Below are 18,462 nucleotides of genomic sequence, written 5' to 3'. Positions count from 1 at the left end.
TCCACCGATTCTACAAAACGATCGGGGCGAATACGGACCCCAGCCACATGCCGGATAGCATGGCGGGCCCGAACGCGATCGTCACTCCGCGGACCTGCCGGGCTCGCACCGCTCCGATGAGTGCCCAGACTCCGGCGATGAGCATCATCACCACGAGCACGACGACAGGTGCCCACGGGTCGAAGAGACCGGCCACGGCGAAGACGATGAACGCGAGCTTGACGTCCCCGAGCCCCATCGTCCGCGCCCGGAGCACTCGACCCAGCAGGTGCATTGCGGCGAAGAAGGCGATGGCGACGAGTCCGGTGAAGAACGACCAGATCCACATCGGCAGCGCCCCGAGCACGGAGCCTGTGATGATGAGTCCCAGCGCGACCAGCGTCAGAGGGATGACGACCCGATCGGGCAGTCTGCGCACGCTGAGATCCGCGGTGACGAGGAACGGTGTGGCACCGGAGACGAGGCCCAGCAGCAGTGCGGAGACGATGCGATCGGCCGGGTTCGGCTGCCCAGGGTCGAATGTCTTCCCGCTCAGCGGCGCATAGGCGCTCCACCCGGTCTCCAGTGGTGCGAGCACCGCAAGAGTGAAGGCGACGGAGACTGCTGCGGCGATGACGAGCCCGACCATCATTGGACCCGGTCCGCGCGCCCAGCTGGAGTCCTGCCACAGCTGCAGGTGTGCGGAGTCGTTGAGCCAGACCCGCGGGGTTTTGGCAAGCATGAGGCCGCAGGCAAGGGCGGCCAGAACCGTGACGACGATGGTCAACCCGTGCAGCACTCCGGTGTCCATCGCGATCCCCGGTTCAGTCCTGAGCCCGGGCGGGCGGGCCCTCGAGCGCTGCGTACATGGCCGCTGCGACCCGCGCGGTCAGGTCATCACCTGCAGGCAGGTTCTCCGACGAGGGCAGGTTCGCAATCATCGCTGAGTCGTCGACCTCGGCGGCGGCGAGGAACATCTCGAACTGGGCGACAGCCTGTTCGACGAGCATCGCCGTGCCGTCGACGGGGTGCAGGCCATGCGCTGCGGCCGCGGTGAGGAACACCGACTCCGCGGCGTAGGCGACGTCGAGGACGACCCCACCGGGGACCGGTGCCTCCCAGATCGGGTTCGGGGCCGCCTCGGCGGGGAGGGTGGAGATGACGATCGCCGACGGCGCGACCCGGACCAGGTCCCCCACCGAGGCAGTCAGTCCGATCCGCTCGGCCAGGTCGAGGACCCGGCGTGCACGGTCGGGGTTGCGGACGCGGAAGTCGACGTGAGTGATCCCGAGATCGCGGCAGGCCACCAGCGCCGAGGCGGCCGTGGCCCCGGCGCCGAGGATCGTCGCCCGTCCGGCTCCCGCACCATCGGCCGCGGACGGATCCGATTCCATGTGCGGGGCGATGGCGCGCACGATTCCGCGGACATCGGTGTTCGCCACCCGCACCTGGTCCTTGCCGCGGACGAGGGTATTGCCGGCCGCAGTCAGTGCCGCCGTCTCGTCGACACTCCACCCGCGTTCGGCGGCCAGGGTGACGAGTCGGTCCTTCAGCGGCATCGTCAGTGAGAACCCGATGTGGTCGGGATGGGAGTCGAGGAAGCCTTCGAGCTCAGCAGCTTCGAGCTCGAACCGGGAGTATTCGCTCGACTCCATGCCGAGAGCCGCAAAGGCGGCGCGGTGGAGCAGCGGGGATTTCGAATGTGCGATCGGGGAACCGAGCACTGCGGCGAGGATCCTCACTGGCTATCCGTTGTCCTTGCGGTGCTCACGCAGCCACTTGCGGTAGATCTCGACGTTCTTCTTGTGGTCCTCGTAGTTGTCGGCGAACTTCGTCTCGCCCGTGTCCGGGTTCGTCGCGACGAAGAACTGCCAATCGCCGTCGGCGGGATTGAGCGCTGCCTCGACAGCGCCCTTGCTCGGCGAGTTGATGGGGCCGGGAGGCAGCCCCTTCTTCTTGTAGGTGTTGTACGGCGAGTCCGACTGGCGTTCCTTCTTCGTCGTCGTCAGGTCGGAGCGTGCTCCGTGGATATAGGCCACGGTCGCATCCGATTGGAGCAGTCCCCCGGTCTGCGATTTGTCGGAGATGCGGTTGAGGAAGGACCTGGCCACCTTCGAGCGCACTTCGGGGTCGCCCGGAGACTCCTTCTCCACGAGGCTGGCCAAGGTGAGGATGCGGTTGGCGTCTTTGCTCTCGATTCCCAGTTCGTCGAGTTCGGTCTCGGTCTTGTCGACCATCTCCTGGACGACATCCTCGGCGGTCTTCTGCTTGTTCAGTTCGTACGTCGCCGGGTACAGGTAGCCTTCGAGGCTCGGGGCATCGATATCGAGCCCGTAGTCCTGCGGGGTCTTGTCATCGATGGCCTTGTCGACCTCATCGGTGTTCATCCCCGATTCGATCATGATCGACTTGATCTCTTCGACCTGTTTGCCTTCGGCGACCGTGATCTTCGGCGGGGCGATGGGATGGATGAGCGCTTCGACAGCGGCCTTCGAGCTCATCTTCTCCCGCATCGTCCAGGTTCCGGCCTGGATGGTCGCGTCACGGCGTTCGACCTCGTCGAGGAAGGGTTCGGAGTTCATGATCACTCCGGCTTCGACGAGCTGGTTGGCGACAGTGCGGGCCGAGGACCCGGGAGCGATCTCGATCGAGACCTCGTTCGTGCCCTGGCCCTCGTAGTCGCCTTTGGGTCCGAACAAGTCGTCGAAGACTCCCCCGGCGGCACGCACGCCGAAGAATCCCCCGATGCCGAAGACGAGGATGCAGATGATCACGATCGTCGTCGTCCGACGCCGGCGCATCATCCTGCGCCGCTTCTTCGCGCGGACTTCTGCGCGGGTCAGTCCTTCGTCGGACGAGAACTCTTCGGTGATGGGAATCATTCGTCGTTCTCCTCGTCGGGCATCTCACGACCGGCGGGAACACCGGTGTTGTGTTCGTACTCGAGGGCATTCTGGAGGATGATCACGGCGGCTTGGGCGTCGACGATCTCACGTCGCTGGCGTGATGACTTCCCAGCCGCAGCGAGGGCATGGTGAGCCTCGACCGTGCTGAATCGTTCGTCGACGAGCCGGACCGAAGTGCCGGTGGCTTTGGCGATCCGACGGGCGAATTCCAACGCCGAGGTGGCTGCGGCCCGGGCGGCTCCGTCGAGGGACTTCGGGTCCCCCACCAGGAGTTCGATGGGTTCGTATTCGTCGACGATGTCGCGCAGCTGCCTCAGCGCCGCCGGTTCGTCACTGCGACGGACGACGGTGAGCGGAGTGGCCAGAATCCCGCCGGGATCGCTGGAGGCTACACCGATCCGCACGGAACCGATATCGAGACCCAGCCGGCGACCTCGGCGGAAACTCACTGGATGGCTGCCTTGACCGCCGCGATGGCAGACGGGATCGCCGCAGGGTTGCTGCCCCCGCCCTGAGCGAGGTCGGGCTTGCCGCCGCCTCCGCCGCCGAGTTCGCCGCAGGCCAGCGACACGAGCTTGCCGGCCTGCAGTCCCACGGAACGAGCCGCCTCGGTAGTGGCGATGACGACGACGGGCTTTCCGTTGCTGACGCCGATGCCGACGATCACGGCCTGACGGTCGGAGACGCGGTTGCGCAGGTCGGTGACCAGCGTGCGGATGTCTCCGGCATTGGCGATGTCGCCGAGCTCGGCCTGAACGAAGAGGGTCTGGCCCACGATCTGCGCTTCGTCGAGGAACTTCCCGGCCGAGGCCAGCAGCTGCTGAGCATTGAGTCGGGCGATCTCCTTCTCTGCGTCCTTGAGCCGGCTCATCAGGTCGGACACGCGTGAGGTGACATCGGTACCGGGGACCTTGAGCATCTCCGAGAGCGAGGACACGATGGTTCGCTCGGCGGCCAGCGACCGGAAGGCGTCCATGCCGACAGCAGCTTCGATGCGCCGGACTCCGGAGCCGACGGAGGCTTCGGAGAGCACGGAGATCGGGCCGACTTCGGCGGATGCGCCGACGTGGGTGCCGCCGCAGAGTTCGCGGGAGAAGGGTCCGCCGATGTCGACGACGCGCACGACGTTCGGATACTTCTCGCCGAAGAGCGCCATGGCCCCGGACTTCTTCGCGTCGTCGAAGGACATGTATTCGGTGCCGACTTCGTAGTTCGAGCGTACCGCGAGGTTCGCAACCTCTTCGATCTCGGATCGCATCTGGGGGCTCGGGGCTTCGGGGAACGAGTAGTCGAAGCGCATGTATCCGGGCTGGTTGAGCGAGCCGGCCTGCACGGCGTGGCTGCCGAGGATCTCGCGCAGCGCAGCGTGGACGAGATGGGTGGCGGTGTGGGCCTGGGCACCTTGGAACCGGTGGTCGTGGTCGACGGCGGCGAGCACTTCGTCACCGACGCGCAGCTCACCGTCGACGACCTCGACCCGGTGGGCCGGCAGACCTTTGACCGGGTTCTGCACGTCGCTGACGCGGGCGGTGAAGCCGTGGCCGGAGATGAGGCCGACATCGGCGCGCTGACCGCCGGACTCGGCGTAGAACGGGGTGAGGTCGAGAACGACGTCGCCAATCTGGCCGGTGGTGAGCACCTCGGTGGCGACGCCGTCGACGACGATGCCGCGCACGCGGGAGTCGGCCTCGAGTCGGTCATAGCCGACGAATTCGCTGGTGCCTTCGTCGAGCAGGGCCGAATAAGCCGACAGGTCGGCGTGGCCGCCGCCCTTCTTCGCCTTGGCATCGGCCTTCGCGCGGGTGCGCTGCTCGCTCATCAGCTCACGGAACCCGGACTCGTCGACGTTCAGTCCGGCCTCGGATGCCATTTCGAGGGTGAGGTCGATGGGAAAACCATGGGTGTCGTGGAGGGCGAAGGCGATGTCTCCGCTGATGGTCTTGTCGTCACCGCTCAGCGACTGTGCGGCATTGGCGAACAGCTGGGTGCCGGATTCGAGGGTCCGCAGGAACGCCTTCTCCTCGGCGAAGGCGACCCGGGAGATTCGGTCGAAGTCGGTTTCGAGTTCCGGGTAGGACAGCTTCATGGCCTGCATGGACACAGGCAGCAGCTCGGGCAGGACTTCTTCCTTGACGCCGAGCAGGCGCATGGCTCGCACGGCGCGGCGGAGCAGGCGGCGGAGGATGTAGCCGCGGCCTTCGTTGCCGGGGCGCACTCCGTCGCCGATGATGATCAGGGCCGAGCGGACGTGGTCGGCGACGACGCGCAGCTGCACATCGGCGTGCTCGTCCTCGCCGTAGGCCCGACCGGCCAGTCGGCTGGCGGCCTCGATGACGGGGAAGACCTCGTCGATCTCGTACATGTTCTCCACGCCCTGGAGCAGGAAGGCCACACGTTCGAGTCCCATTCCGGTATCGATGTTCTTCGCGGGCAGGTCGCCGGCGATGTCGAAATCGACCTTCGAACGGACCTCGGAGAGTTCGAACTCCATGAACACGAGGTTCCAGATCTCGATGTAGCGGTCTTCGTCGGCCACAGGCCCGCCCTCGACACCGTAGTCGGGGCCGCGGTCGAAGTAGATCTCGGAGCAGTAGCCGCCGGGACCGGGCTGTCCGGTGTGCCAGAAGTTGTCTTCGTTGTCACGCAGCTGGACGCGCTCACGGGGAATGGAAGTCTCTTCGAGCCACATGTCGATGGTTTCGGAATCGTCCTCGTGCACCGTCGCCCACAGCAGTTCCGGGTCGAAGCCCAGTCCGCCCTCGGCGACGGGGTTCGTCAGCAGCCCCCAGGCGAACTTGATGGCGTCGCGCTTGAAGTAGTCGCCGAACGAGAAGTTGCCGTTCATCTGGAAGAAGGTGCCATGGCGGGTCGTCTTGCCGACCTCTTCGATGTCTCCGGTGCGCACGCACTTCTGCACGCTGGTGGCACGGTTGAACGGCGCCGGCTCACGACCGGTGAGGTAGGGAATGAACTGCACCATTCCCGCGATGTTGAACAGGATGGACGGATCGGAGCTGATCACCGACGCCGAGGGGACCACGGTGTGCCCGTTCGCTTCGAAGTAGTCCAACCAGCGTTGTTTGATCTCTGCCGTCTTCAATCCAAGGCCTTTCAGATATTGCCCGTGCGTCGCCCTGCTATTGAGCCCGACGCGACACCTACTCGTGCGTACCCGCACTTACCAGGGACTAGTTTAATGGGTCAGTCGCAATATGCGAGATGGCGCGGCGTGCCGTGAATACACGACTGCCCGGAACCAAAAGGCTCCGGGCAGTCGTGGTGGCGCGCTGTGCTGTGTTCAGCAGATCAGCGCGAGTAGAACTCGACGACGAGCTGAACGTCACAGGTGATCGGCACCTCTTCGCGCTTCGGGGCGCGCAGCAGGGTTGCCTGCAGACCCTCGAGGTTCACGTTGAGGTAGCCCGGCGTTGCGGGCAGGACGTCCTTGTGACCACCGGCGGCGGCGACCTGGAACGGATCCATCGAAGCCGAACGCTCGTGCACCTGGATGGTCTGGCCTTCCTTCACGCGGAAGGAGGGACGGTCCACGCGCTGTCCGTCGACCGTGATGTGACGGTGGACGACGAACTGACGGGCCTGGGCCATGGTGCGGGCGAAGCCCGAACGCAGGACGAGGGCGTCGAGACGCGATTCGAGGAGCTCGACCATGGTCTCACCGGTCAGGCCGGGAAGACGGTTGGCTTCCTTGTAGGTCTTGAGCATCTGGGCCTCACGGATGCCGTACTGCGCGCGCAGACGCTGCTTCTCCTTGAGGCGGACCGAGTAGTCGCTGTCGTTGCGACGACGGGCGCGTCCGTGCTCACCTGGAGGGTACGGGCGACGCTCGAAGTACTTCTCGGCCTTGGGTGTCAGAGCAATGCCGAGTGCGCGCGAGAGGCGCGTCATGCGGCGATTACGTGCTGGTGCTGGCACTGTATTACCTTTCATCAATGTGTTCTGTCGCGAAGGGCCCAAAAGGTTCTCGCCCCGAACGCGACTGTTGTTTCCCCGGATGGGAAAGAGGGATTGAGCGTCGAGATCCGCTCGCACCGACCGCCTTTAGGGTGCAGGCACAACAGCTGTCTATCTTAGCGGGTGGAAGTCGCCCGTCGCAAAGCGGATCCGCGCGATCGCCGCTGTGATCTTCCCGACTGCTTCCGACGGCGTCCCCCGAGCGACCGGTCGATCCGAGCCGACCGCTTTCACTGCCGGCGGCCGTCTTCGTGGCTGTCGATAGCGGCATCGGCCACGGCCGCTCCGGATCCGCTGTAGATGTTGATCACCGCGTGGACTCCGGCGCGGCCGAAATGCGCTGCCTGGTCGGGGCGTTGGACGACGGCGGCGATGGTCCCGGGGAAGCCGGCGATGCGCAGCTGTTCGAGGGCGAAGGTGTTCGAATCGTGCAGCGCCATGGCCAGCACCACGGTGTGGGCGCTGCCGCCGACGACGAGGCGGTGCCAGAATTCGTGGTCGGTGGCGTCACCTTCGAGCACGTTGAAGTCGTCGGCGCGCAGGGCTTCGACGACGGTGAGGTCATTGTCGATGCCGATGACGCTGCGGTCCCCGCGTTCGACGAAGCGTTCGTAGGCGCCGCGGCCGATGCGCCCCATGCCGAGGACGACGACTTCCGCGTCTCCGGTGTCCAGAGGCTTGTCGTTCGCCCGCAGCCGACTCTCATTCTCATCCGGAAGGATCACGTCGAGCTTCGCGACGATCTGGAGGCTGTAGGCATTGGCCAGGGAGGAGCCGATCATACCCAGGGCCACAGCGAAGGCGATGATAGTCAGCCAGCTGTCCTCGAAGAGACTGTTCTCGACGCCGACAGCGACGACGATGAGCGCGAATTCGGAGAAGTTGCTCAGGGCCAGGCTGGTGCGCACGCTCGTGCGGTTGCGCAGACCGAAGAGCCTCCCCATGAGGTAGAAGCTCGCGAAGTTGAACGGCAGCAGCACGACGCACAGCAGCAGCGCCATGAGCAGATCCGACCAGGTGGGGACCGCTTGGAGTCCGATGACGACGAAGAACCCGACGAGGAAGAGCTCTTTGACGCTGAAGAGTGCCTTCGACATTTCCACGGCTCGCGGGTGGGTGGAGAAGAGCAGTCCGAGCACCAGGGCCCCGAGGTCTCCGTGGATGCCGACGGATTCGAAGGCGACGTACCCGGGTCCCAAGGCCATGACGACGCCGAAGAGGACGAGAAGCTCACCGCGTCCGGCGCGGTCGAGGATCCGCCGCAGCACCCAGACGGCGGGGACGATCAGAACAAGAGCGAAGGCCCACGGGCTCGGCGGCTCCTCGCCTGCGATCGTGATGAAGGCGACCGCTGCGAGGTCCTGGAGGACGAGGATCGCGATGGCGATCTGACCGTAGTAGGACCCATCGTCGGAGCGGTCTTCGAGCACTTTGACCACGAGCACTGTGGAGGAGAACGAGAGAGCGAAGCCCAGCAGCGCCAGGGTGCCCACTCCCCCGCCGACGCTGACGATGCCGATGGCGGCGGCAGCTCCGATCGTCCCGGCGCCGAGGAGGACCACCGTGATCATGTGCAGCGCCGCAGTGCCGTGGGCTTCGGGTTGGAGAAGGGAGCGCAGGTCGAATTTCAGTCCGATGGTGAACAGGAGCAGGACGACCCCGATGTCCGAGACCTGCTGCAGTCCAGCGAAGGCGGTGAAGCCGAAGAGGTGCAGGAGGAACCCGGCAGCAAGGAAGCCGACGAGCGGCGGGATGCGCAGCTCATGGGCGATGAGTCCGAGCGTCAGCGCGGCGGCGGTGGTGATGACGATCTCTGCCATGCCGTCCTCCTCGATCGGCGCCGTCCGCGACGGCTGTGTCCGTCACCGCGTCTGACTACAAAGCTATCAGGGCCGCAGCAGCCGCCGGAGGTTTTCGAGCCTTTCTGTCATGCTGCGTTCCATCCCGTTCGTGCTCGGCGTGTAGTAGCGCTTCCCGCGCAGAGTCTCGGGCAGATACTCCTGATCGGCGACCCCGTGCGGATAGTCATGCGAGTATTTGTAGCCCTCACCGTGGCCGAGCTCCTTCGCCCCCGGATAGTGGGCGTCGCGCAGATGCATCGGCACCTGTCCGGCGAGCCCGTTCTTCACATCGGCGATCGCGGCATCCAGGGCGCGGTAGCTCGCGTTCGACTTCGGGGCCAGGGCGAGATAGGTGACCGCTTCGGCGAGCGGGATCCGTCCTTCGGGCATGCCGATGTTCTGCACCGCCGTCGAGGCGGCCACCGCGATCGGCAGCGCCTGCGGATCGGCCATTCCGATGTCCTCGGCCGCGGAGATGACGACCCGTCGAGCGATGAAGCGCGGGTCCTCACCGGCGACGATCATGCGCGCAAGATAGTGCAGGGCAGCGTCGACATCGGAGCCGCGGATGGATTTGATGAACGCGGAGACCACGTCATAGTGCTGGTCGCCGTTCCTGTCATAGCGCAGAACGGTCTCGCTGCTCGCCTCGGCGCAGGCGGATTCGGTGATCGAGATCGGCTCGTCGCCCGTCTCCTCCGTTTGGGCGGCGGCGATTCCGGCGGCGGCCTCGAGGACGGTCAGCGACCGGCGGGCATCGGCTCCGGCGATGCGGACGATGAAGTTCCGGGCCTCCTCAGTGAGGGTGAACTGCCCGGCCAGCCCGCGGTCGGATGCGACGGCACGGTCGAGCAGATTCCCGACAGCTCCGTCGTCGAGCGGACGCAGGGTGAGCATGAGCGACCGCGACAGCAGAGGTGAGATGACGGAGAACGACGGATTCTCCGTGGTCGCGGCCACGAGCACGACGAGACGGTTCTCCACCGCCGGCAGCAGGGCGTCCTGCTGAGCTTTGGAGAAACGGTGGATCTCGTCGAGGAACAGCACCGTCGTGCGACCGTACATCTCCCGTTCACGGCGGGCGTTCTCGATCACCTGGCGCACGTCCTTGACGCCTGCGGTGATGGCCGAGAGTTCGACGAAGGTGCGGCCCGGGGCGTGGGAGATGACATGAGCCAGAGTGGTCTTCCCGACCCCGGGCGGACCCCACAGGATCACCGAGGAGGCGCCCGCCCGATCTCCCCCGCTGGCTTCGACGAGCTGGTTGAGCGGGGATCCGGGGAAGGTCAGGTGCTCCTGGCCGACGACCTCGGCCAGGGTCCGCGGTCGCATCCGCACCGCGAGCGGGTCCAGGGCGCGGCCCGAGGATGTCCCGGGGGAACCGGCGAAGCCCGGACCAGGTGTTTCCTGGTCCGGGCCGTCGGAGAACAGATTGGGTTCTTGGCTCATCAGGCCTCGGCGTCGTCGTCTTCCGGTTCGAAGTCGACTCCGGCCTCGGCGCGCTGGGCGTCGGTGATCGGGGCCGGTGCCTGCGTCAGCGGATCGAAACCGCCGCCGGACTTCGGGAAGGCGATGACCTCACGGATCGAGTCGACGCCGGCGAGCAGGGACACGATGCGGTCCCAGCCGAAGGCGATTCCGCCGTGCGGTGGTGCACCGAACTTGAAGGCTTCGAGGAGGAAGCCGAACTTCTCCTCGGCCTCTTCCTCGCTGATGCCCATGATCTTGAAGACGCGCTCCTGCACATCCTTGCGGTGGATGCGGATGGAACCTCCGCCGATCTCATTGCCGTTGCACACGATGTCGTAGGCGTAGGCCAGAGCCGCGCCCGGGTCCTCTTCGAGGGTGTCGAGGAATTCGGGCTTCGGTGCGGTGAAGGCGTGGTGGACGGCCGTCCACTGTCCGCCGCCCACGGCGACGTCTCCGGCGGCCTGTGCTTCGGCAGCCGACTCGAACAGAGGCGCATCGACGACCCACACGAACGCCCAATCGCCGTCCTTGATCAGTCCGGTGCGGGCAGCGATCTCGTTGCGGGCGGCACCGAGGAGCGCACGGGAGGAATTCGCCTCACCGGCGGCGAAGAAGATCGCGTCGCCCGGCTTCGCATCGGCCGCCTCGGCGAGTCCTGCCTTCTCCTCATCGGAGATGTTCTTGGCCACGGGACCGGACAGGGTTCCGTCTTCGCCGATGAGCACATAGGCCAGTCCCTTTGCGCCGCGCTGCTTGGCCCAGTCCTGCCAGCCGTCGAGCTGACGGCGCGGCAGCGATCCGCCGCCGGGGTAGACGACGGAGCCGACGTAGGGCGACTGGAAGACACGGAACGGGGTGTCGGCGAAGAACTCGGTGAGGTTGTGCAGTTCGAGTCCGAAGCGCAGGTCCGGCTTGTCGGAACCGTACTTCTCCATCGCCTCGTGGTAGGTGATGTGCGGGATCGGCGTGGTGATGTCATAGCCGATGAGCTTCCACAGTGCGGTGAGGATCTCTTCGGCCAGAGAGATGATGTCCTCCTGCTCGACGAAGGAGGCTTCGATGTCGAGCTGGGTGAACTCCGGCTGACGGTCGGCGCGGAAGTCCTCATCGCGGTAGCAGCGTGCGATCTGGTAGTAGCGTTCCATGCCGGCGACCTGGAGAAGCTGCTTGAACAGCTGCGGCGACTGCGGCAGGGCGTACCAGGTGCCGGGCTTCAGGCGAGCCGGGACGAGGAAGTCACGGGCACCTTCCGGAGTGGACTTCGTCAGGGTCGGGGTCTCAACCTCGACGAAGCTGTGTGCGTCGAGGACCGACCGTGCGGCTTTGTTGACATCGGAGCGCAGACGGATCGTCTTCGCCGGGCCCGAACGGCGCAGGTCGAGGTAGCGGTAGCGCAGGCGGGTCTCCTCGCCCACGGCTCCGGAATCCTCGGCGTGATCGGAGACCTGGAACGGCAGGGCCGCGGCTTCGGAGAGCACCTCGACGGCCGTGTCGATGACCTCGACCTCACCGGTGGGCAGGTTCGGGTTCGTGTTGCCTTCGGGACGGACCGACACGGTGCCGGTGGCCTTGACGACGGTTTCGTTGCGCAGCTGGTGGGCATCGTCCTCACGGACGACGACCTGCACGATTCCCGAAGCGTCACGCAGATCGATGAAGGCGACACCTCCGTGATCGCGACGACGATCGACCCACCCGGTGAGGGTGACGGTTTCTCCTGCGTTCGCGGCTCGCAGGCTTCCGGCTTCGTGGCTTCGCAGCACCTAGGGCTCCTTTGTGATGTTGTGGTCTAGCGCGTGAACAATGATAGTCGCCCTGCGCTCAGCTCCGGTACACGCGGGGCCAGAGGTCGTCGACTGCCAGAGTCCACGTATCCGGATCGGCCGTGGACTGCTCGCCCGACCGGATGTCCTTGACCTCGTGACCGGACTCACCATCGGTGAACCAGACGAACGGGATGTCGCGGCGCTCGGCGTAGCGGATCTGCTTGCCGAACTTCGCAGCGTTCGGCGACACCTCGCACGGGATGTCCCTGGACCGGAGCTTCGCGGCCACGGCGTCTGCCTCGCTTCGGCGGGCCTCCTCGGTGACGGCGATGACGACGGCCGAGGGAGTGCCGCGAGTGGCGCCGATCTGTGATTCCTCGCCGAGGATGAACGCCATGAGGCGGGAGACGCCGATGGACATGCCCACCCCGGGATAGTTCTTCTTCCCCACGGTGACGAGTGAGTCGTAGCGACCGCCGGAGGATACGGAGCCGAGCTCCTCGTGACCGATCAGCTGGGTCTCATAGACCGCTCCCGTGTAGTAGTCGAGACCGCGGGCGATCTTCAGCTGGGCGACGACGACCCCGGGAGCGCGAACGGCTGCGGCTTCGAGCAGCGTCGTCAGCGATTCGAGTCCGGCATCGAGCAGCGGGTGCTCGACGCCGAGGGCACGCACCTCATCGGCGAAGTCCGGGGAGTCGGATTCGATGGCGGCCAGCTGGAGGCAAAGACGCTGCTGCTGCTCATCGGCACCGGCTTCGGTCGCGAGCAGCTTGCCGACCTCGGCGGGACCGATCTTGTCGTACTTGTCGAGACAGCGCAGCACGGCCTGGATGTTCGTCAGTCCGATTCCGCGGGCGAAGCCTTCGAGCAGCCTGCGGTCGTTGACGACGATCTTGATTCCGGGCACGCCGAGCGGGGCGAGCCGCGAGAACGCATCGGCCACAGCCAGGGGGATCTCGACCTCGAAGTGTCCGGGCAGCTCCCCATCGGCGATGACGTCGATATCGGCCTGGATGAACTCACGGTAGCGGCCGGCCTGCGGGCGTTCGCCGCGCCACACGGGCTGGACGCGGGCGGCCTTGAACGGGAAGCTCAGTTCGTTCGCATTGTCGGCGATATAGCGAGCCAGAGGCACCGTGAGGTCGAAGTGGAGACCGAGCGGATTGCGTTCGGCACCGTCGGAGTGGAGGCGGGAGACGGCGAAGATCTCCTTGTCGATCTCTCCGTCCTTGGCCAGTTGGCTGATCGGTTCGACGGCGCGGTGGTTGAGAGCAGAGAACCCGTGCAGGGCGAAGGTGTGCTCGAGGGTGTCGATGATGGTCCTCTCGATCACGCGTTCGGCCGGAAGCCGTTCCGGGAATCCGGACAGACGGGCTGACTTCGCCATGGTGCTCCTTGCTTTCGTTGGGGTGCGATGCCGTGCGGCACCGCTGATTCGTGTGGTGTCTGACTCGGGGGGGCGGAGGCGTCAGAAGAACGGATTCGTCGCGAGTTCCGTGCTCACCCGGGATGCCGGACCGTGTCCAGGATAGATCGGCACATCCGGCAGCGTCGCGAACGTCCGCAGCGACTCCTGCATCGCCTGCGAGTCTCCCCCGGGCAGGTCGACACGGCCGATGGCTCCGGCGAAGACGACGTCACCGGTGAAGATGACCTCTTCCTCGCCGTCGACGACGCGCAGCAGCATGGACCCTTCGGTATGGCCGGGAGCGGCCACCGCGGTGATGCTCAACCCGGCGATCTCGAAGCTCTGTCCGTCGGTGACGCCCTCGGTCTCAGGGACGTTCCAGTCCTGAACGAGCGGTGCGAGCATCGCCGCGAACTGCGGGTTGAGCGTCGTCGCCGGTGAGTCCAGACGGTACTGGTCGGCAGCGCCGAGGTGGACGGGCAGGTTCCAGCGAGCGAGCACATTGGTCAGGCCCAGAATATGGTCGGGGTGACCATGGGTGAGGAAGATCGCCCGTGGCTCCAGTCCCTCCTCGCTCAGCAGCTTCTCGAGCCCGGGTGCGCAGTCGTATCCGGAGTCGATGAGAATGCAGTCGCTGCGCCCGGCAGCGCGCACCGCATAGCAGTTGACGTCGAGGAATTCGGCGTTGGTCGAGAACACATCCATGAGCAAAGTCTATCTACACGCGCGCCGATGGTTATGCTGGGATAACGTCTATCCCACAATCGAGTGATCGGCGGGTGTGAAGACCTGCCGGTTCGACCGATGGAAACAAGGTGAGAACCATGTCGACCCCGACACCGAAGCCGACCCCCCGTCCGTCGTCGCTGCCGCGTCCGCAGGCCGCACAGGTGGTCAATGCCAGCCATATCGACCACGACGCCGAGGTGGCTCGCGCGGTGAGTCATGGTCGTGCCGATGCGGACGGCAATGTGTTCGTCACCACTGCCGACGGTGAGCGGGCCGTCGGTCAGTACCCGGACGCCACCCCCGACGAAGCACTCGAGTACTTCGCGAAGAAGTACGTCGAACTCGCCGAGAGCGCGGTTCTGCTGCGCAACCGTCTGTCCGCCGGCGCTCCCGGACGTGAGGTCGTCTCAGCGGCGAAGACGCTGCAGGAGACGCTGCCGAAGGCCAATGTCGTCGGCGATCTCAAGGGACTGAGCGCCACGCTCGACACCCTCATCTCCGATGCCGAGGCCACGGAGTCCCGACAAGCCGCCCGCGCTCAGGCAGCGAAGCTGGCCGCCGCGGAGGACCGTGAATCCCTGGTCGTGGAGGCCGAGACTCTGGCCAAACAGGATCCGGCGAAGATCCAGTGGAAGCAGTCAGGTGCCCGCCTGCGTGAGCTCTTCGCCCAGTGGAAGGACATGCAGCGCAGCGGTCCGCGTCTGCCGCGTTCGGTGGATCAGGAGCTGTGGGCCCGGTTCTCCCAGGCGCGGAACACCTTCGAACACAAGCGCAAGGAGTTCTTCGCCGAGCTCGACAAGGTCAATGCCGAGGGCAAGCGGATCAAGGAGAAGATCGTCGCCGAGGCGGAGTCGCTGTCGGCCTCGACCGATTTCCGCACCGTGTCCCAGAAGTACAAGGACCTGATGAGTCAGTGGAAGCGCGCCCCACGTGCCTCCCGCAAGGACGATGACGCGCTGTGGGCACGGTTCCGTGCGGCTCAGGATGTGTTCTTCTCCGCCCGTGATGCGGAGAACGCCGCCTTGGACGAGGAATTCAAGAGCAACCTCGTCGTCAAGGAAGAGCTGCTGAAGAAGGCTCAGGCGCTGCTGCCGATCACCGATCCGGTGGCGGCCAAACGCGACCTGCGCGCCATTCAGGATGAGTGGGAGGAAGCCGGAAAGGTCCCTCGCGCCGATGTCTCTCGGATGGAGAACGGACTGCGCGATGTCGAACGTGCGCTTGCCGATGCCGAGGAAGCCGCTTGGCAGCGCAGCAACCCGGAGACGAAGGCCCGCACCTCGGGTGCGCTGAGCCAGCTCGATGATTCGATCGTCGAGCTCGAGAAGAAGCTCGAGACCGCGAAATCCGGCGGCGATGAGAAGGCCGTCGCCGAGGCTCAGGAAGCTCTCGACGCCCGCCGCGCCTGGAGGGATCAGCTCGCACAGACCGCCGCAGAGCTCGACTGAGGCCGCTGGGCGCTCGTCCACAGGTTCTGACGTTCGAGTCACCGCCTGTCCACAGGCGCTGACGCGAGCCTTGTCAACGCCTCCACACCCGACGATAGTTCGGGTATGGAGGCGTTGTTTCATCTGCGGGACTTCGGGTACGAGCAGCTCACCGAGCTCACCCTCGACGGACTGCTCATCCGACTGACGGAATCGACATGGGTGCGCAAGGGCGCGATCCTCTCTCCCACCGAGCGGATGGCCGCACTGCATTCGCTCATCCCGCCTGGTCTCGCGCTTTCCCATGACAGCGCCTGGTGGGTGCATCGCGGTCTCGGCCGGGCTCCCGCACCCTTGAACTTCATCACTCTGCCCAGACGACGGTGGATCGCCGATGACGGCTTCGACGTCCATGAGACGACCCTCGCCGACGATGATTGGTGCCTCATAGACGGCCTGCCGATCACAACGGAGGAGCGCACGCTCTACGACCTGCTGTTCCCGCACTTCCGGTACCGCACCGCGGAGTCGCCGCGGGCGCTCAAGGGCATCATTGCGGAGATTCCCAGCGGTCTGCGGCACCGCCTCCGGGACTACCTCACCGAGGTGGCCCGTCGGCCGTTCGTCGCCCAGATGCGCGCGGCGCTGGACAGAGAGGATCAGCCGCCGGAGATGCGGTAGACGTCGAAGACCCCTTCGACCTTGCGCACGGCGGAGAGCACCGTGTCCAGATGGCTCGCATCGCTCATCTCGAAGACGAACTTCGATTGCGCCACACGGGCTCGTGAGGTCCCGACCGACGCCGACAGGATGTTGACGTGGGTTTCGGTGAGCACTTTCGTGATGTCGGAGAGCAGGCCGGCACGGTCGAGAGCTTCGACCTGGATCTGGACGAGGTAGATTCCGCTCGTCTTATCGCCCCAGGACACCTCGACCATGCGTTCGGGTTCGCGTTTGAGTGACGTCACGTTCGGGCAGTCGACGCGGTGCACGGAGACTCCCGAGCCGCGGGTGACGAAGCCGAGGATCTCGTCTCCGGGCACCGGGGTGCAGCAGCGGGCGAGTTTGACGAGCACATCGTCGACGCCCTTGACGATGACGCCTTCGGACGAGGAATGATGTCCCGAGGACTGGCCGGTGCGGTTGCGCGGCTCCGGCGGCAGCACGACCGAGTCGTCGTCCTCCCCGACTTCCTTGGCCAGCAGATCGACGACGTGCTGGGCCGAGGATACACCGTTGCCGATCGCGGCGTAGAGGGCGCTGACATCCGGCAGCCGCATCTCGGTGGCGACGACCTGGAGAGCTTCCTGGCTCATCAGCGAAGCCGCGGAGATCGAATGGCGGCGCATCGCACGAGCGAGCTGTTCGCGGCCGTTCTCGATCGCCTCTTCCCGGCGCTCCTTCGAGAACCACTGCCGGATCTTGCTGCGGGCACGCGGGCTCTTGACGAAGCCGAGCCAGTCGCGGCTGGGGCCGGCGTTCTCGTCCTTCGAGGTGAAGACCTCGACGGAATCACCGTTCTTCAGTTCCGTGTCCAAGGCGACGAGGCGGCCGTTGACGCGGGCACCCATCGTCTTGTGTCCGACCTCGGTGTGCACGGCATAGGCGAAGTCGATGGGGGTGGCGCCCGAAGGCAGGCTCATCACCTCGCCCTTGGGCGTGAAGACGTAGACCTCCTTCGAATTCACCTCATAGCGGAGGCTGTCGAGGAATTCGTCGGGATCGGAGACCTCGCGCTGCCAGTCCAGCAGCTGTCGCAGCCAGGCGGCGTCGTCGACTTCTCCGGCGTCGGAGACCTTCACCGAGCGTGCGGTGTTCGAAGTCACGGCCTTCGAGGACTTGTTCAGGTCCTTGTACTTCCAGTGGGCGGCGACGCCGAATTCTGCGCGTCGGTCCATCTCGTGGGTCCGGATCTGGATTTCGACGGGCTTGCCGGCCGGGCCGATCACCGTGGTGTGCAGGCTCTGGTACATATTGTACTTCGGCATCGCTATATAGTCCTTGAACCGTCCGGGAACCGGGTTCCAGCGGGCGTGGACGATGCCGAGGGTGGCATAGCATTCGCGCACGGATTCGACGAGGACGCGGACACCGACGAGGTCGTAGATGTCGGCGAACTCGTGTCCGCGCACGACCATCTTCTGATAGATCGAGTAGTAGTGCTTGGGGCGCCCCGTGATGGAGGCTTCGATCCCGGATTCCTTGAGCTCTCCCTGGAGCTCCTCGGAGACGGTCGCCAGATACTTCTCGCGTTCGGGAGCCCGGTCCGCGACGAGTCGGACGACTTCGTCATAGACCTTCGGATGGAGGACCTGGAACGACAGGTCTTCGAGCTCCCATTTGATCGTGTTCATGCCCAGCCGGTGTGCCAGCGGGGCGAAGATGTCGAGGGTCTCTCGGGCCTTCTTCATGCTCGACGAAGCCGGAACGAATCGCCAGGTGCGCGCGTTGTGGAGACGGTCCGCGAGTTTGATGACGAGGACGCGGATGTCCTTGGCCATCGCCACGATCATCTTGCGCACGGTCTCGGACTGCGCGGCTTGCCCGTAGGTGAGCTTGTCGAGCTTCGTGACTCCGTCGACCATCGCCGCGACTTCGGATCCGAATTCCTCGGTGAGCTCCTCGAGCGAGTACGAGGTGTCTTCGACGGTGTCGTGCAACAGGGCTGCGGCGAGGGTGACCGGCAGCATGCCGATCTCGGCGAGAATCGTCGCGACTGCGATGGGGTGGGTGATATAGGCGTCACCGGACTTCCGGGTCTGCCCGCGGTGGGCCTCCTCGGCGACCTTGTAGGCCCGGACGACGAGGTCGATGTCCGCTTTCGGATGGTTCGACTGCAGGGCCCGGATCATAGGGCCGAGCACTCGCGGGTAGCCAGGGTTGTTCTGGGCCCTGGCCGCCCACCAGGCTAAGCGGGAGATGCCTCGCGGACGGCGCGAATCAGCGGACGAAGCCACAACA

Annotated in this window: 14 protein-coding genes; 2 read left to right on the top strand and 12 right to left on the bottom strand. The window is 65.6% G+C overall.

Annotated elements, in window-relative coordinates:
• Positions 1-10: 10 nt before the first annotated feature.
• The 11 genes from BLU88_RS10620 to BLU88_RS10570 form a co-directional block, all read right to left on the bottom strand.
• Positions 11-790 (bottom strand): prepilin peptidase, encoded by a 780-nt coding sequence (locus BLU88_RS10620; RefSeq protein WP_092013474.1) that lies wholly within the window; start codon positions 788-790, stop codon positions 11-13.
• A 13-nt stretch (positions 791-803) separates the two neighbouring features.
• Positions 804-1,721, bottom strand: a complete 918-nt coding sequence (locus BLU88_RS10615; RefSeq protein WP_092013471.1) for a shikimate dehydrogenase family protein — start codon at positions 1,719-1,721, stop codon at positions 804-806.
• A gap of 3 nt (positions 1,722-1,724) precedes the next feature.
• Positions 1,725-2,861, bottom strand: a complete 1,137-nt coding sequence (mltG, locus tag BLU88_RS10610; protein WP_092013468.1) for an endolytic transglycosylase MltG — start codon at positions 2,859-2,861, stop codon at positions 1,725-1,727.
• Positions 2,858-3,334 carry a Holliday junction resolvase RuvX gene (gene ruvX / locus BLU88_RS10605; RefSeq protein WP_092013465.1) on the bottom strand — a complete coding sequence of 159 codons (477 nt, stop codon included), beginning with the start codon at positions 3,332-3,334 and terminating at the stop codon, positions 2,858-2,860. The genes mltG and ruvX overlap by 4 nt, the downstream gene beginning before the upstream one ends.
• Positions 3,331-5,985 (bottom strand): alanine--tRNA ligase, encoded by a 2,655-nt coding sequence (gene alaS, locus BLU88_RS10600; protein WP_092013461.1) that lies wholly within the window; start codon positions 5,983-5,985, stop codon positions 3,331-3,333. The genes ruvX and alaS overlap by 4 nt, the downstream gene beginning before the upstream one ends.
• 206 nt (positions 5,986-6,191) lie before the next feature.
• Positions 6,192-6,833, bottom strand: a complete 642-nt coding sequence (gene rpsD / locus BLU88_RS10595) for a 30S ribosomal protein S4 (protein ID WP_407645272.1) — start codon at positions 6,831-6,833, stop codon at positions 6,192-6,194.
• 254 nt (positions 6,834-7,087) lie between these two features.
• Positions 7,088-8,677 (bottom strand): cation:proton antiporter family protein, encoded by a 1,590-nt coding sequence (locus BLU88_RS10590; protein WP_092013455.1) that lies wholly within the window; start codon positions 8,675-8,677, stop codon positions 7,088-7,090.
• Positions 8,678-8,743: 66 nt separating this feature from the next.
• Positions 8,744-10,147 carry a replication-associated recombination protein A gene (locus BLU88_RS10585; RefSeq protein WP_092013452.1) on the bottom strand — a complete coding sequence of 468 codons (1,404 nt, stop codon included), beginning with the start codon at positions 10,145-10,147 and terminating at the stop codon, positions 8,744-8,746.
• Positions 10,147-11,931 (bottom strand): aspartate--tRNA ligase, encoded by a 1,785-nt coding sequence (gene aspS / locus BLU88_RS10580; RefSeq protein ID WP_092013448.1) that lies wholly within the window; start codon positions 11,929-11,931, stop codon positions 10,147-10,149. Before aspS ends, BLU88_RS10585 begins: the two co-directional genes overlap by 1 nt.
• 58 nt (positions 11,932-11,989) lie before the next feature.
• Positions 11,990-13,324 (bottom strand): histidine--tRNA ligase, encoded by a 1,335-nt coding sequence (hisS, locus tag BLU88_RS10575; RefSeq protein WP_092013445.1) that lies wholly within the window; start codon positions 13,322-13,324, stop codon positions 11,990-11,992.
• An 81-nt stretch (positions 13,325-13,405) separates the two neighbouring features.
• A complete protein-coding gene (locus BLU88_RS10570; protein ID WP_092013442.1) occupies positions 13,406-14,050 on the bottom strand; it encodes an MBL fold metallo-hydrolase in 645 nt (214 codons plus the stop codon).
• A gap of 119 nt (positions 14,051-14,169) precedes the next feature.
• Here BLU88_RS10570 and BLU88_RS10565 point away from each other — a divergent pair, with 119 nt between their 5' ends.
• A complete protein-coding gene (locus BLU88_RS10565; RefSeq protein ID WP_092013439.1) occupies positions 14,170-15,522 on the top strand; it encodes a DUF349 domain-containing protein in 1,353 nt (450 codons plus the stop codon).
• A gap of 105 nt (positions 15,523-15,627) precedes the next feature.
• Positions 15,628-16,182, top strand: a complete 555-nt coding sequence (locus BLU88_RS10560; protein ID WP_092013434.1) for a hypothetical protein — start codon at positions 15,628-15,630, stop codon at positions 16,180-16,182.
• Here the strand turns inward: BLU88_RS10560 and BLU88_RS10555 are convergent.
• Entirely contained in the window at positions 16,161-18,458 is a 2,298-nt protein-coding gene (locus tag BLU88_RS10555) for a RelA/SpoT family protein (RefSeq protein WP_092013431.1), read from the bottom strand. The two genes, BLU88_RS10560 and BLU88_RS10555, sit on opposite strands and share 22 nt — an antisense overlap.
• Between the last annotated feature and the right edge of the window lie 4 nt (positions 18,459-18,462).

Source organism: Brevibacterium siliguriense (genome assembly GCF_900105315.1).
GTDB lineage: Bacteria > Actinomycetota > Actinomycetes > Actinomycetales > Brevibacteriaceae > Brevibacterium > Brevibacterium siliguriense.
Note: the sequence above shows the minus strand (reverse complement) of the source record. Positions and strands in the feature narration are given on the sequence as shown.